Annotated in this window: 14 protein-coding genes; 6 read left to right on the top strand and 8 right to left on the bottom strand. The window is 71.4% G+C overall.

Annotated elements, in window-relative coordinates:
• Window positions 1-26: 26 nt before the first annotated feature.
• The gene (locus ITJ54_RS05245; RefSeq protein ID WP_323741605.1) at window positions 27-332 is read right to left on the bottom strand and encodes a hypothetical protein; all 306 of its coding nucleotides are present in this window, start codon (window positions 330-332) and stop codon (window positions 27-29) included.
• 139 nt (window positions 333-471) lie between these two features.
• Here ITJ54_RS05245 and ITJ54_RS05250 point away from each other — a divergent pair, with 139 nt between their 5' ends.
• Genes ITJ54_RS05250 through ITJ54_RS05260 form a run of 3 tightly spaced genes read left to right on the top strand, consistent with a single transcriptional unit; the run spans window position 472 to window position 3,348 of the window.
• Complete coding sequence (locus ITJ54_RS05250) at window positions 472-1,422, top strand: CPBP family intramembrane glutamic endopeptidase (RefSeq protein ID WP_194626338.1); 951 nt, start codon at window positions 472-474, stop codon at window positions 1,420-1,422.
• A complete protein-coding gene (locus ITJ54_RS05255) occupies window positions 1,409-2,683 on the top strand; it encodes a sensor histidine kinase (protein ID WP_194626340.1) in 1,275 nt (424 codons plus the stop codon). Before ITJ54_RS05250 ends, ITJ54_RS05255 begins: the two co-directional genes overlap by 14 nt.
• Window positions 2,680-3,348, top strand: a complete 669-nt coding sequence (locus tag ITJ54_RS05260) for a response regulator (RefSeq protein WP_194626342.1) — start codon at window positions 2,680-2,682, stop codon at window positions 3,346-3,348. The genes ITJ54_RS05255 and ITJ54_RS05260 overlap by 4 nt, the downstream gene beginning before the upstream one ends.
• Here the strand turns inward: ITJ54_RS05260 and tsaE are convergent.
• From tsaE to glmS, 5 genes are all read right to left on the bottom strand, one after another.
• A complete protein-coding gene (tsaE, locus tag ITJ54_RS05265) occupies window positions 3,345-3,845 on the bottom strand; it encodes a tRNA (adenosine(37)-N6)-threonylcarbamoyltransferase complex ATPase subunit type 1 TsaE (RefSeq protein ID WP_416354893.1) in 501 nt (166 codons plus the stop codon). The two genes, ITJ54_RS05260 and tsaE, sit on opposite strands and share 4 nt — an antisense overlap.
• Window positions 3,842-5,005, bottom strand: coding sequence for an alanine racemase (gene alr, locus ITJ54_RS05270; RefSeq protein ID WP_194626344.1), 1,164 nt, complete (start codon window positions 5,003-5,005; stop codon window positions 3,842-3,844). The genes tsaE and alr (ITJ54_RS05270) overlap by 4 nt, the downstream gene beginning before the upstream one ends.
• Window positions 5,002-6,105 carry an alanine racemase gene (gene alr, locus ITJ54_RS05275; protein ID WP_194626346.1) on the bottom strand — a complete coding sequence of 368 codons (1,104 nt, stop codon included), beginning with the start codon at window positions 6,103-6,105 and terminating at the stop codon, window positions 5,002-5,004. The genes alr (ITJ54_RS05270) and alr (ITJ54_RS05275) overlap by 4 nt, the downstream gene beginning before the upstream one ends.
• A gap of 70 nt (window positions 6,106-6,175) precedes the next feature.
• Window positions 6,176-6,556 carry a holo-ACP synthase gene (locus ITJ54_RS05280; RefSeq protein WP_194626347.1) on the bottom strand — a complete coding sequence of 127 codons (381 nt, stop codon included), beginning with the start codon at window positions 6,554-6,556 and terminating at the stop codon, window positions 6,176-6,178.
• 6 nt (window positions 6,557-6,562) lie between these two features.
• On the bottom strand, window positions 6,563-8,410 hold the full coding sequence (gene glmS / locus ITJ54_RS05285) for a glutamine--fructose-6-phosphate transaminase (isomerizing) (RefSeq protein ID WP_194626349.1): 1,848 nt from the start codon (window positions 8,408-8,410) through the stop codon (window positions 6,563-6,565).
• 125 nt (window positions 8,411-8,535) lie between these two features.
• Between glmS and ITJ54_RS05290 the strand changes: the two genes are divergently transcribed.
• From ITJ54_RS05290 to coaA, 3 genes are all read left to right on the top strand, one after another.
• Entirely contained in the window at window positions 8,536-9,723 is a 1,188-nt protein-coding gene (locus ITJ54_RS05290) for an ATP-binding protein (protein WP_194626351.1), read from the top strand.
• A gap of 10 nt (window positions 9,724-9,733) precedes the next feature.
• Window positions 9,734-10,219, top strand: coding sequence for a glutathione peroxidase (locus tag ITJ54_RS05295; protein WP_194626353.1), 486 nt, complete (start codon window positions 9,734-9,736; stop codon window positions 10,217-10,219).
• Window positions 10,220-10,321: 102 nt separating this feature from the next.
• Window positions 10,322-11,266: a type I pantothenate kinase gene (coaA, locus tag ITJ54_RS05300; RefSeq protein ID WP_194626356.1), complete on the top strand. Its 945-nt coding sequence runs from the start codon at window positions 10,322-10,324 to the stop codon at window positions 11,264-11,266.
• 110 nt (window positions 11,267-11,376) lie between these two features.
• Here the strand turns inward: coaA and glmM are convergent, their stop codons facing one another.
• Entirely contained in the window at window positions 11,377-12,750 is a 1,374-nt protein-coding gene (gene glmM, locus ITJ54_RS05305) for a phosphoglucosamine mutase (protein ID WP_194626358.1), read from the bottom strand.
• A 22-nt stretch (window positions 12,751-12,772) separates the two neighbouring features.
• A complete protein-coding gene (gene rpsI, locus ITJ54_RS05310) occupies window positions 12,773-13,258 on the bottom strand; it encodes a 30S ribosomal protein S9 (RefSeq protein ID WP_071276677.1) in 486 nt (161 codons plus the stop codon).
• Between the last annotated feature and the right edge of the window lie 19 nt (window positions 13,259-13,277).

The following is a 13,277-nucleotide window of genomic DNA, read 5'->3' on the forward strand; positions in this document are numbered from 1 at the left end:
AGGCGTCGCGAGCGCCCCGTCGGCCGCTACGCCGCAGGCTGTGGACGGAGCGTTCCGGGTCCCACGGGCAGGACGCCAGCGCGGTACTCGTAGCCCTGGTCCGCGGGGGCGACGGTGACGTTCGCGGCGCCGAACCGCCACACGCGGTTGTAGCAGTAGACCCCGATCTCGGTGTCGCCGTCCGGTACCGCCCAGGTGCCGACGCCCCACTGGGCGGGCTGTCCGACCCCGTTGATCGTGACGGTCGGACGGGCGAACCACGTCAGCAGCGGGCGGGTGATCCGGAGTTCGACACGGCGTCGTGTCGTCCCCGAGGGCAGTGTCGAGTCCACCGCCGAAGCATACGGGCCACGCCTCCTCCTTCCGGACGACGTCCGAGACCTCGTCCTTCCTCCGGTCGTCCCAGGCGACGGCGCTTCCTAGCGTCGTGGTGTGACCGATCGGCGGTTGCGGAACGACACGGAGGACACCATGACCACCATCACCCCGACCAGGGCGACGCCCGACACGGGAGGTGCACCGAACCTCATCCGGCGCCACCCGCTCGTCGCGTTCGCGGTCCTCGCGTGCGGCCTGAGCTGGCTCGCCTGGCTGCCGTACATCCTGTCCCCGCACGGGCTCGGCGTGTGGGACGTCCACGTGCCGGAGATGCTCGGCTCGGCACAGCTCGCCGGGGTCCTGCCGGGCGCGCTCCTCGGCCCGCTCGGTGCCGCGTTCCTGGTCACCGCGGTCACCGACGGCCGCGCCGGCCTCCGCACCTGGGTCGGTCGGCTCTGGAAGTGGCGGGTCGCGTGGCAGTGGTACGTGCTCGCGCTCGTCGCGGTGCCGCTCGTGGTGGTGGCCGCCGGTGCGATCGCGTCCGGCGGGGTCGTCAACCCGCCGTCCCTGCTGGCGCTCGCCACCATCGTCCCGGCGCTCGCGCTGCAGATGGTGACGACCGGGCTGTCCGAGGAGCCGGGCTGGCGTGACTTCGCGCTCCCCCGCCTCCAGCGCCGCTTCGGCCCGCTCGGTGCCGCCGCCGTCCTCGGTCCGCTCTGGGCGCTGTGGCACATGCCGCTCTTCCTCAGCGACTGGGGCGGGTGGCCCGACGCGCACTGGACCGCACCGCTGGTGTTCGCCGGCTTCACGATCACCTTCAACGTGGTGATGGCGTGGGTGTTCAACCGCACGGGGCAGAGCCTGCCGCTGTCGATGCTCCTGCACGTCGGCGTGAACAACACCGTGTCCGTGCTCTGGATCGACATGTACCCGGGCATCGACGGTGACCGCGGGGTGCTCGTGCTCTTCATCGGGGCCACGGTCGCTGCCCTGGCGATCATCATCGGCACCCGCGGACGACTCGGCTACACCGGCGACCGTGACGACGCCGTCGTGCACGGCACCGACCAGCGCTTCGTAGACTCGGCTCATGGCCACCGCTGACGCCCGGACGAGCGCCGACGTGTCCATCCGTCGCCGTGACGTCGTCGTCGCCGCCGTCACCGCCCTGGTCTCGATCGGGCTGCTGCTCTCGCTCCCCGCGATCGACGCCGCCGATCCCGACGGCTCCTCACTCGGTGTCCCCCCGCTCGGGACCGGGGCGGGTTCCGGCGGCTGGTGGCTGCTGCTGGTCGTGCTCCTCGTGCAGTCCGCCGCGCTCCTGCCGGTCCGTCGCCTGCCGGGGTCCGTCCTCGTCGCCACGGCGGCACTCGCCGTCGTCCCCGCGGCGGTCGCTGGTGCCCTCTACGGCATGAGCGCCCTCCCCGTCGGCGTCGCCGTCGTCCTGCTCGTGCTGACCATCCCGCCCCTCCGGCGCTGGCCGGCCCTGGTGGCCGCGGCAGCGCTGGTGGCGACCGGTGTGACGGTCAACATGCTCGTCGCGTTCGGCGCACCGATCGCCGCGGCACTCGGTCAGGGGCTCCTGCAGGCGGTCGGCGTCGTCGCCCTCCCCCTGCTCGCCGCCCTCGTCGTGCGGTCCCGCCGCGAGGTCGGCGTCGCCCGCCGCGACGAACAGCGCGCCCTGGTCGGCGAACGCGAGGCCATGGTCGACGCCACCCTCGCCCGCGAACGTGCCGCGATGGCCCGTGAGCTCCACGACATCGCCGCGCACCACCTGTCCGGCATCGCCCTGATGGCCGGCGTCGTCGACCGACAGATCGACACCGACCCGGAGCAGGCGCACGCCGGCGTCCGCCAGGTGCGCGACCAGAGCAGCGCGGTGCTCGACGACCTCCGCCGACTCGTCGGACTGCTCCGTGACGAGTCCGCTGCCGCCGAACGCTCCGTCGAGACGTTCGCCACACTGCCCGAACTGGTCGCGCGGACACCGGGCGACGTCCGCTTCTCGGTCCTCCGCCCGCTGGGCTCCGACGACGACGGACCGTTCGGTGCCGGGATCGGCCCGCTCGCGCAGCTGGCTGCGTACCGCACCGTCCAGGAGGCCCTGGCCAACGCCGCCATGCATGCTCCGGGCACCGCGTGCTCCGTCCAGGTCGACGACCGGTCAGCAGAGCAGGTCACGGTCGCCGTCCACAACGACCCACCGTCGGCGGCTCCGGTCGCGGGGTCCTCGGCGGGCGGCTTCGGGTTGCTCGGCATGCGCGAGCGTGCGGAACTCGTGGGAGCCACCGTGAGTGCCGGACCCGCTGCGGACGGCGGCTGGGACGTCCGCCTGGTGCTCCCGCGCGAGGGGTCCTCCCGGTGATCCGCGTGCTCGTCGCCGACGACCAGGCCCTCGTCCGTGCCGGCATCTCGGCGCTGCTCGGCGCCGAGGAGGACATCGAGGTCGTCGGTGTCGCGTCGGACGGCATCGAGGCACTGGCCCTGGCGAGGAGCACGCGCCCGGACGTGGCGTGCCTCGACATCCGGATGCCCGGCCTGGACGGCATCGAGGTCGCACGCGCGCTGTGCGGCCCCGATGCCGACCCCGCCGTGCCCGCGCTGATGCTCACCACGTTCGACCTCGACGACTACGTGTTCGGCGCCCTCGAGGCCGGGGCGTCCGGGTTCCTCCTCAAGGACGCCGACCCGGACACGATCATCGGCGCCGTCCGCCAGGTCGCCGCGGGCAACGGCACGCTCGACCACCAGCTGACCAAGCGCGTGCTCCGCGAGTTCGTCGAGCGCCGGCAGCTGCAGCCGGTGACCGGCGCGCGGGCGGACGACCTGCTCACCGTCCGCGAGCACGACGTGCTGCTGCTGCTGGCGCAGGGGCTGTCGAACGAGGACATCGCGGCGGAGCTCGTCGTCGAGCTGTCCACCGTGAAGTCGCACGTCGCGCGGATCCTGCCGAAGCTCGGCGTCCGGTCGCGCCTGCAGGCCGTGGTGTGGGCGTACCAGAACCGCGTCGTCCTGCCGCCTGGCGCCTAGAGGGTGACGCCGTCCCAGCGGGGACCGGTCGCCGTCACGACGACGCGACGGGGCTCGTCGGGGACGTCGTCCGGGTCGAGGTCGTCCGCGGAGACGTCGGCATCGGCCCCGGTCGCGCGGGTGATCTCGACGTCGAGCACGGCGTCGCTGATCCCGTCGACCATGCCGCGACCCCACTCGACGACGACGATCGCACCGTCCCAGTCGAGGTCGAGGTCGTCGAGCTCGACCGGGTCGCTCAGGCGGTAGGCGTCGACGTGCACCAGGTCCGGCCCGGCCGTCGTGGGGTGGGTCCTGGCGAGCACGAACGTCGGGCTCGCCACCTGACCCCGGGCGCCGAGCGCCGCCCCGAGGCCCCGCGTCAGCGTGGTCTTGCCGGCACCGAGCGGCCCGGTCAGCACGACGAGGTCCCCGGCGCGCAGCACGGCGGCGAGTCGGGCCCCGAGTGCGCCCATCTCCGCCGTGCTCAGGACGCTGGTGTCCAGGAGCGTCCTCACGCGTGCTCTCCGCGCAGGTACTCGCCGACGCGGCCCTCGACCGAGTGGCCCGAGTAGACGCGGTTCACCCGGGCGCCGATCCGGCAGACGATCTCCTCGCCTATGGTGTCGAGCGCGGCGCCCCACTCCAGCACGGTCATCTCGTCGCGCTCCCCCGTGCCGAACAGCACGACGGTGTCACCGACCTGGACGTCGTCGTCGCCCACGTCCACCAGGAACTGGTCCATGGCGACCCGACCGGCGATCGGGTACCGCTTGCCGTTGATCGCGACCTCGACGCGGCCCTGCGCCGAGCGCGGCACGCCGTCCGCGTAGCCGAACGGCACGAGCGCCAGGGTCGTCTCGTCGTCCGTGCGGTACGTGTAGTCGTACGAGACGCCGGTGCCCACGGGCACACGCTTCGTCTTCGCGACCGAGGCCGTCACCGTCATCACGGGTTCGAGCCCGAGGTCCGCCGCGGAGACGCCGTCGGCGCCGGGGATGCCGTAGAGGTTCGCCCCCATGCGGACCATGTCCTTGCGGAACTCCTTGCGTTCGAGCCCGGCGAGCGACGCGGCGACGTGCTCCATCGGGACGTCGACGCCGAGGTCCTCGGCACGCTCGATCGCGGCCTCGAACAGGGACACCGACGCAGCGTCGTCGTCGTCCGAGGACTCCGCCAGGTGCGTGTACGCGGCGACGACCTCGATGCGACCGGCGCGCTGGGCGTCCCTGGCCGCCTCGACCAGCGCGGGCCAGTCGTCGATCGAGGACCCGTCGCGGTGCAGCCCCGTGTCGACGCCGAGGTGCACACGTGCTGGACGCTGGTCGACGGCCTCGACGATCCGCTGCAGTTCGGCGAGGTTCGAGACGCCGAGGTCCACCGCGGAGTCGATCGCGTCGCGGAAGTCCAGCGCCGGGTCGTGCTGCCACGTGAAGAGGTGCACGTCCTCGCCGACGCCGATCGCCCGGAGCCGCAGGGCCGCTGGGACCGTCAGCACCCCGATCCAGCGGATGCCGGCGTCGACCGCGGCGAGCGCGATCGGTTCGAGGCCGTGCCCGTACGCGTCGGCCTTCATGATCGCCATCACCTCGACCGGGTGCATCCACCCGCGGACCCGCTCGAGGTTGGCGCGGTAGGCGTCGAGGTCGATCTCGGCCTGACGCAGGGGCGCGCTCACGTCGTCCTCCGTTCGATGCTCCGGCCGAGCCGGGCCACCACCTCGTAGTTGATCGTGCCGACGGCCGACGCCCAGTCCTCGACGGCGGGGTCGCCGTTCGCCGGGTCGCCCCAGAGCACGACCTCGTCCCCGACGGCGACGTCCGCGTCCCCGATGGCGATGTGCATCGCGTTCATGGCCACCCGTCCAACGACCGGGAACAACCGGTCGCCGATCCGCACGGAGACGTGGTTGCCGAACCCGCGGTCGAAGCCGTCCGCGTACCCCAGGCCGATGACCGCCAGGCGCGTGTCCGTGTCGGCACGCCAGGTGTAGCCGTAGCTGACGCCGTCGCCCGCCGGCACGACCACGGTGCGCAGGACCGAGGCGGTCAGACGCATCGCAGGGCGCAGGCCGAGGTCGGCCGACGTCCGGTCGGGGAAGGGGCTGAGCCCGTAGAGCGCGATGCCGACGCGGGCCAGGTCACGCCGGGTCTCGGGGACGGCGAGGCTCGCGGCGCTGGCGGCGAGGTGCACCATGTCCGGCACGATCCCCCGCGCGCGCAGGCCGTCGAGTGCCCGCTGCAGGGAGGCGTCCTGGTCGAGGTCGTCGGTGCGCGAGGCGTTCGACAGGTGCGACATCACGCCCTCGATCCGCGTGCGCGCGCCACCGCGGGCGAGCGACGCCGCACGGTCGAAGAGCTCGGGCCACTCGGACTCGACGGCACCGTTCCGGCTGAGCCCGGTGTCGATGCAGATGTGCACGGCGGGCACCTCGGCGTCGGCAGCGCTGGAGAGCTGCTCGACGCTGGACACCGCCGGGGTGATGCCGTGCTGGGCCGCACGACGGAAGTCCTCGTCGGGGGCGTGCAGCCAGGCGAGGATCCGGACGCCCTCGTCGATGCCCGCCTGCCGCAGCGCGATGCCCTCGTCGATGTCCGCGACCCCGAGCCACTCCGCGCCCGCGTCCACGAACGCCTGCGCGGCGTCAGCCGCGCCGTGGCCGTACCCGTTCGCCTTGACGACCGGGATGACGCCGGACGGTGCCACCTGGTCGGCGACGGTCGCGTAGTTGGCGATGAGCGCCTCCCGGTCGACCGTGATCCCCGTGAACGCACTCACTTGGCTCCCCCTCCGGCGATGAGCGACAGAACCGCCGACCGGCGGCCGACCGTGATCCCCGTGAACGCACTCAAGCCGGTTCCCCTGTTCCTTCCAGCACCACGAACGCCGTGGCGATGCCCCCATCATGCGAGAGCGACAGGTGCACGGAGACGACGCCACGCGCGTCTGCGACCTGGCGCGCCTGCCGGTGCAGCGTGAGCGACGGGTTCCGCTGGTCGTCGGAGACGACCTCGAGGTCCTGCCAGCTCAGCCCGGCGCTCGACCCGAACGCCTTGATCAGTGACTCCTTCGCCGCGAACCGCGCCGCGAGCGACGCGATCGCACGGGGCTCCCCGTCACGAACGAGTTCCGACGGCGTGAACAGGCGCGATCGCATGGCGGGCGTCCTGGTGAGGGTGCGCTCGAACCGCTCCAGGTCGACGACGTCGACCCCGATCCCGATGATCATCGCCGACTACTCGACGGTGACCGACTTCGCGAGGTTACGCGGCTGGTCCACGTCGAGCCCCTTCGCGGCCGCGAGCTCCATGCCGAACATGTGGAGCGGCGCGACGGCCAGCAGCGGCTCGAACAGCGGCGTCGCCAGCGGGATCCGGAGGACCTCGTCGGCGAAGGGCAGCACGGCGGCGTCGCCCTCTTCGGCGATGGCGATCACCCGGGCGCCGCGAGCGCGGATCTCCTGGATGTTCGACACGACCTTCGGGTGCAGCGACCGGGCGTCACGCGGCGAGGGCACGATCACGAAGACGATCTGCCCCGGCTCGATGAGCGCGATCGGGCCGTGCTTGAGCTCACCGGCGGCGAAGCCCTCCGCGTGGATGTACGCGAGCTCCTTGAGCTTGAGCGCGCCCTCGAGCGCGATCGGGTACCCGACGTGGCGGCCGAGGAAGAGGACGCTGCGGGTGTCCGCCATCCACTTCGCCAGCTCGGCGACCCCGGAGGCGTCCTCGATCGTCTGCTGCAGCTTGGCGGGCAGGCCCTCGAGCTCGGCGACCTGCTCGGCCACCTGCTCGGTCGTCAGCGTGCCGCGGAGCGTGGCGAGGTGCAGCCCGAGCAGGTACAGCGCGACGCCCTGCGCGAGGAACGCCTTCGTCGACGCCACCGCGACCTCGGGCCCGGCGTGGGTGTAGATCACCGCGTCGGACTCGCGCGGGATCGTGGCGCCCTGGGTGTTGCAGATCGAGAGGACCTGCGCGCCCTGCTCCCTGGCGTACTTCACGGCCATGAGCGTGTCCATCGTCTCGCCGGACTGACTGATCGAGACGACGAGCGTGCGGTCGTTCAGCACCGGGTCGCGGTACCGGAACTCGTGGGCGAGCTCGACCTCGACGGGCACGCGCGCCCACTGCTCGATGGCGTACTTGCCGAGCATGCCGGCGTAGGCCGCGGTGCCGCAGGCGATGACGACGACACGGTCGACCTGCTGCAGACGGTCGGCGATCGGGTCGAGGTCGGTCAGCGTGACCGCACCCTCGTGCACGCGGCCGAGGATGGTCTTCGCGACCGCCTCGGGCTCCTCGCTGATCTCCTTCGCCATGAACGAGGACCAGCCACCCTTGTCCGCGGCCGAGGCGTCCCAGTTCACCTCGAACTCGCTCGGGGTCGCGGGGGTGCCGTCGAAGTGGATGACGTCGACGCCGTCGGGGCGGATCGTGGCGATCTCGTCCTGGCCGATCGACAGCGCGCGCTGCGTGTACGCGACGAAGGCGGCGACGTCCGAGCCCATGAAGTTCTCGCCGTCGCCGAGGCCGACCACGAGCGGCGAGTTGCGCCGGGCACCGACGACGACGCCGGGCTGGTCGGCGTGCACGACGAGGAGCGTGAACGCGCCGTCGAGTCGCTGCACGGCCTGCTGCATGGCGGTGGTCAGGTCGCCGGTCTCCCGGAACGCGCGGGCGACGAGGTGCGCGGCGACCTCGGAGTCGGTCTCGCTGAGGAACTCGACGCCCTCGGCGGTCAGCTCGGCACGCAGCGCGGAGAAGTTCTCGATGATGCCGTTGTGGATGAGCGCGAGCTTGCCGCCGTCCGCCAGGTGCGGGTGCGCGTTCTCGTCGGTCGGGCCGCCGTGCGTCGCCCACCGGGTGTGGCCGATGCCGGTGCCGCCGTCGGGGATCGGTCGGGCGTCGAGCTCGTCGACGAGGGCCTGGAGCTTGCCCGCCTTCTTCGCCGAGGTCATGTCACCAGAGGGGTCGATGACCGCGATCCCGGCGGAGTCGTACCCGCGGTACTCGAGCCGACGGAGACCACCGAGGAGCACGTCCGTGCTGCTGTTGCTGCCGACGTAGCCGACGATTCCACACATGGCGACGATCCTATGGGCTCCTCTGGCGACCTTCCTGCGTGGACACCGGATCGAGACCGAGCTTGCGGTCTGCCGCTTTCTCCATGATTCTGTCGTCAGTTTGAGACACCGCTAGAATGCATCAGATGCACGCCGAACTGAACCCATACGCACCCGGGGCCGGCCTTCGCCCACCGGAACTCGTCGGTCGGCAGGCAGAGGTGGACGCTTTCGACCTGCTCGTCGCGCGCTCACGACGAGGTCAGACCGCTCGGAGCCTCGTCCTGCATGGTCTGCGGGGCGTCGGCAAGACGGTCCTGTTGAACCAGTTCCGCGTGCAGGCAGACGGTGCCGGGTGGCTCGTCGTCGACGTCGAGGGGCAGACGTCGGACTCGGGTCGCCAGACGACTCGACGGCGACTCGCCCGTGAGATCGCGCTCGCTGCCCGCCGGCTGAGTCGCGGGCGCGCCATGTCGGCATCGGTCCGCAGCGCGCTGGCCACAGTGAAGTCGTTCGGGATGCAGTTCGGGGGGCTGGGCTTCTCGATCGAGCTCGAGGCTGCCGTCGGGCGAGCGGACACCGGCGTGATCGAGATCGATCTCGAAGAACTGGTCGAAGACCTCGCTCCGGCGCTCCGCGAGCAACAGCGCGTGATCGCGTTGTTCATCGACGAACTCCAGGACCTGGAACCCGAACTCCTCGGGGCACTCCTGTCGGTCCAGCACCGCGCGGGACAGCGTGGGTGGCCGTTCGTCGTCGTCGGCGCCGGCCTGCCGAGCGTGCCCGGGGCCCTCACCGCAGCCAAGTCGTACGCGGAGCGGCTGTTCGACTACCGCGAGATCGGCTCGTTGCCCTCCGGTGCCGCTGGCGACGCCCTCGTGGTGCCTGCCAGACGCGCGGGCGTGACGTTCGACACGAGTGCCCTCGATGTCCTGGTGGACGCCTCTGGCGGGTACCCCTACTTCCTCCAGACCTTCGGAGCCGCCGCGTGGGACCTGGCGGAGGACAAGCGGATCACCGAAGCCGACGCCATCGGCGCCATCGATCGCGGCAACGCCGAACTCGACAGTGGGTTCTTCCCTGGCCGGTGGGCGAGCGCGACGCCAGCAGAACGGCAGTACCTCGTGGCCATGTCCGATGACCCGGACGGAGAATCCTCGACCGGTGCGGTCGCGTCGCGCCTCGGCGTCGCGGCGAACGCAGCGAGCCAGGCCCGCCACGCTCTCATCAGCAAGGGCATCGTGTTCGCTCCACAACGAGGGCGCATCGCGTTCACCGTGCCGCACATGCGTGCATTCGTCCGTCGTCAGGCCGATCTCGACCTGGACGACTAGCTTTCGGAGCATGGGACGTTTCGACGAGATCGCCATCACCACCCTGCGCGGCGAGCAGACCACCTTCGGGGCGTTCGGGGCCAAGGCGGTGCTCGTCGTGAACGTGGCGTCGCGCTGCGGCCTCGCGCCCCAGTACGAACAGCTCGAGGAGCTCCAGAAGACCTACGGCCCGCGCGGCTTCACGGTCCTCGGCTTCCCCAGCAACCAGTTCCTGCAGGAGCTCGGTTCCGCCGAGGCCATCGACGAGTACTGCTCCGCCACGTGGGGCGTCACCTTCCCGATGTCGGAGAAGGTCAAGGTCAACGGCATGGGCGCGCACCCGCTCTACAAGGAGCTGAAGCAGACGCCGGACGCCGGCGGCAAGGCCGGTCGCGTCATCTGGAACTTCGAGAAGTTCCTCGTGGCGCCGGACGGCACCGTCTCGCGCTTCCGTCCGACGACGAAGCCGGATGCCCCCGAGGTCATCGCGGCCATCGAAGCGGCCCTGCCCGCCTGAGCGGTCGCGCCCGGCGCGAGCCGGGGATCCGGACGGGAGGCCCGGATCACGTGCGCCGGTCGGCTCACGTGATGCGGGCCTCCCGTCTGTACGCTCGGACGCATGCCGATCACGGAGACCACCGTCGCGCACCCCTCCCCCTTCGTGGAGATCCCGCGCGCGGAGTGGTCGCAGCTCGCTCCCAAGGAGCACCTGTCCCTGACCGAGACGGAGATCGTCCAGCTCCGAGGGCTGGGTGACCGCCTCGACATGCAGGAGGTGCAGGAGGTCTACCTGCCCCTGTCCCGCCTGCTGACGCTGTACGCCGCCGGGGCGAAGGACCTGCACGCCGAGACCAGTCGCTTCCTCGGCGAGCGTGCCCGGCGCACCCCGTTCGTCATCGGTGTGGCCGGGTCCGTGGCGGTCGGCAAGTCCACCGTCGCCCGACTGCTCCGCGAGCTCACGAAGCGCTGGCCGGACACCCCTCGCGTCGAGCTCGTCACGACGGACGGGTTCCTGTACCCGAACGCCGAGCTCGAGCGACGCGGGATCATGGACCGCAAGGGCTTCCCGGAGTCCTACGACCGCCGCTCCCTGCTGCGTTTCGTCAGCCAGGTGAAGAGCGGCGCGGCCGAGGTCCGGGCGCCGTACTACTCGCACCTCGTCTACGACATCGTCGAGGACGCCGAAATCGTCGTCCGCCAGCCGGACATCCTCATCGTCGAGGGGCTCAACGTGCTCGCTCCGCCGCTGCACGGGCGGCTGGCGCTGTCCGACCTCTTCGACTTCACCATCTACGTCGACGCGAAGACCCGCGACATCGAGTCCTGGTACGTCGACCGGTTCCTGGCCCTGCAGGAAGAGGCGTTCTCGAGCCCGGACTCGTTCTTCCACCGGTTCGCGAGCCTGTCCCGCGAGGACGCCGTGCGCACCGCGACCGAGGTCTGGCACGCGATCAACGAGCCGAACCTGGTCGAGAACGTCCTGCCGACGCGATCCCGGGCGACCCTCGTGCTGAAGAAGGGCCCGAACCACAAGGTGAGCTCGGTCCTGCTCCGCAAGATCTGACGGGCGGGCGCGGTCGTGGGCGCGGTGTCTCCGCACCGAACCGCGAAACGGACACAGCACCACGGGGTCCCGTGGTGCTGTGTCCGTTTCGTGGTGCTCTGTGCGGAGCCCTACGCGGCGTCGAGCGCCAGGCGCTCCTCGACGACCGCGGCCAGCTCCTCGGCGACGCGCTGGGCGGTCTCCTGCGAAGCCGCCTCGACCATGACGCGCACGACGGGCTCCGTGCCCGACGGACGCAGCAGCACGCGGCCGGTGTCACCGAGCGACGCGGTGGCCGCGGCGACGGCGTCCTGCACGCCCTGGTCGGCGAGCCCGTGGCGGTCGACCCCGCGCACGTTGAGCAGCACCTGCGGGAACACGGTCATGCACGACGCGAGCTCCTGCAGCGACCTGCCCGTGCGCGCCATCTCGGCGACGAGGTGCAGCCCGGTGAGGATGCCGTCGCCCGTGGTGGCGTACTCCTGGAAGATGATGTGGCCGGACTGCTCGCCGCCGAGCGAGTAGCCACCCTCGTTCATCTTCTCGAGCACGTAGCGGTCGCCCACGCCGGCCTCGATCATCGTGATGCCCGCGTCGGCCATGGCCCGCTTGAGGCCGAGGTTCGACATGATCGTCGCGACGAGGGTGTCGTCCTTCAGCCGGCCGCGCTCCTGCAGCGACAGGGCGAGGATCGCCATGATCTGGTCGCCGTCGATGGCGTTGCCGGCGGCGTCGACGGCCAGGCACCGGTCGGCGTCGCCGTCGTGGGCGATCCCGACGTCGGCACCGGCTTCGAGCACCGCACGAGCGAGGTTGTCGATGTGGGTCGAGCCCACGCCGTCGTTGATGTTCCAGCCGTCGGGGTCTGCCCCGATGAGCGTGACCTTGGCTCCCGCGTTCACGAAGACCTCGGGCGAGACGCCCGCGGCAGCCCCGTTGGCACAGTCGAGCACCACGTGGATGCCGTCGAGCCGGTGCGGGAGCGTGCCGAGCAGGTGGACGACGTAGCGGTCCTCGGCGTCGGCGAAGCGGGTGATCCGCCCGACGTCGATGCCGGTGGGGGTCGGCGCGGACTGGTCGTGCATGGCGGCTTCGATGCGGTCCTCGACCTCGTCGGGGAGCTTGCGCCCGCCCGCGGCGAAGAACTTGATGCCGTTGTCCGGCGCCGGGTTGTGCGACGCGGAGATCATCACGCCGAAGTCGGCGTCGATGTCGGCCACCAGGAAGGCGGCCGCCGGGGTGGGGATGACCCCGGCGTCGAGCACGTCGACGCCGGCGGAGGCGAGCCCGGCCGCGACAGCGGAACCCAGGAACTCACCGGAGACGCGCGGGTCGCGCGCCAGGACCGCGCGGGGACGCGGTCGGCCGGACGCCCGTCGGGCGTCCGCATGGTGTCCGTGCGTGAGCACGGCCGCGCTGGCCTGGGCAAGACCCAGAGCCAGCGCGGCCGTCAACTCGCCGTTGGCGAGACCACGAACGCCGTCGGTACCGAACAGACGCGGCATTGCGATCGGGTTCGTCGAGCGACTAGCGCTTCGAGAACTGCGACGCCTTGCGGGCCTTCTTGAGACCGGCCTTCTTGCGCTCGATGACGCGGGCGTCACGGGTGAGGAAGCCGGCCTTCTTGAGGGCCGCACGGTTGTTCTCGCGGTCGATCTCGTTCAGCGTGCGGGCGATGGCGAGGCGGACGGCGCCGGCCTGGCCGGAGGGGCCACCACCGGTGACACGGGCCACGACATCGTAGGACCCGAGGAGCTCGAGGATCTTGAACGGGTCGTTGATGAGCTGCTGGTGCAGCTTGTTCGGGAAGTAGTCCTCGAGCGTACGGCCGTTCACCACGAAGGTGCCGGAGCCGGGGACGAGGCGCACGCGGGCGATGGCCTCCTTGCGGCGCCCGACGGCACCGCCGGAGACGTTGAGGATCTGACGGGGAGCGGCCTCGGCAGCGGCGGGTGCGCTCTCCGTGGTGAAGCTTTCCGGGGTCTGGTCGAGGGAGTCAGCGATCTGAGCCATGAGTTTTCTCTGTTCCTTG

Source organism: Curtobacterium sp. VKM Ac-2865 (assembly GCF_015350905.1).
GTDB lineage: Bacteria > Actinomycetota > Actinomycetes > Actinomycetales > Microbacteriaceae > Curtobacterium.

Coding starts and splice junctions, on each gene's coding strand:
- ITJ54_RS05250 (WP_194626338.1), top strand. CDS start 472: ATGACCACCATCACCCCGACCAGGGCGACGCCCGACACGGGAGGTGCA.
- ITJ54_RS05255 (WP_194626340.1), top strand. CDS start 1,409: ATGGCCACCGCTGACGCCCGGACGAGCGCCGACGTGTCCATCCGTCGC.
- ITJ54_RS05280 (WP_194626347.1), bottom strand. CDS start 6,556: ATGATCATCGGGATCGGGGTCGACGTCGTCGACCTGGAGCGGTTCGAG.
- glmS (WP_194626349.1), bottom strand. CDS start 8,410: ATGTGTGGAATCGTCGGCTACGTCGGCAGCAACAGCAGCACGGACGTG.
- ITJ54_RS05290 (WP_194626351.1), top strand. CDS start 8,536: ATGCACGCCGAACTGAACCCATACGCACCCGGGGCCGGCCTTCGCCCA.
- ITJ54_RS05295 (WP_194626353.1), top strand. CDS start 9,734: ATGGGACGTTTCGACGAGATCGCCATCACCACCCTGCGCGGCGAGCAG.
- coaA (WP_194626356.1), top strand. CDS start 10,322: ATGCCGATCACGGAGACCACCGTCGCGCACCCCTCCCCCTTCGTGGAG.
- glmM (WP_194626358.1), bottom strand. CDS start 12,750: ATGCCGCGTCTGTTCGGTACCGACGGCGTTCGTGGTCTCGCCAACGGC.
- rpsI (WP_071276677.1), bottom strand. CDS start 13,258: ATGGCTCAGATCGCTGACTCCCTCGACCAGACCCCGGAAAGCTTCACC.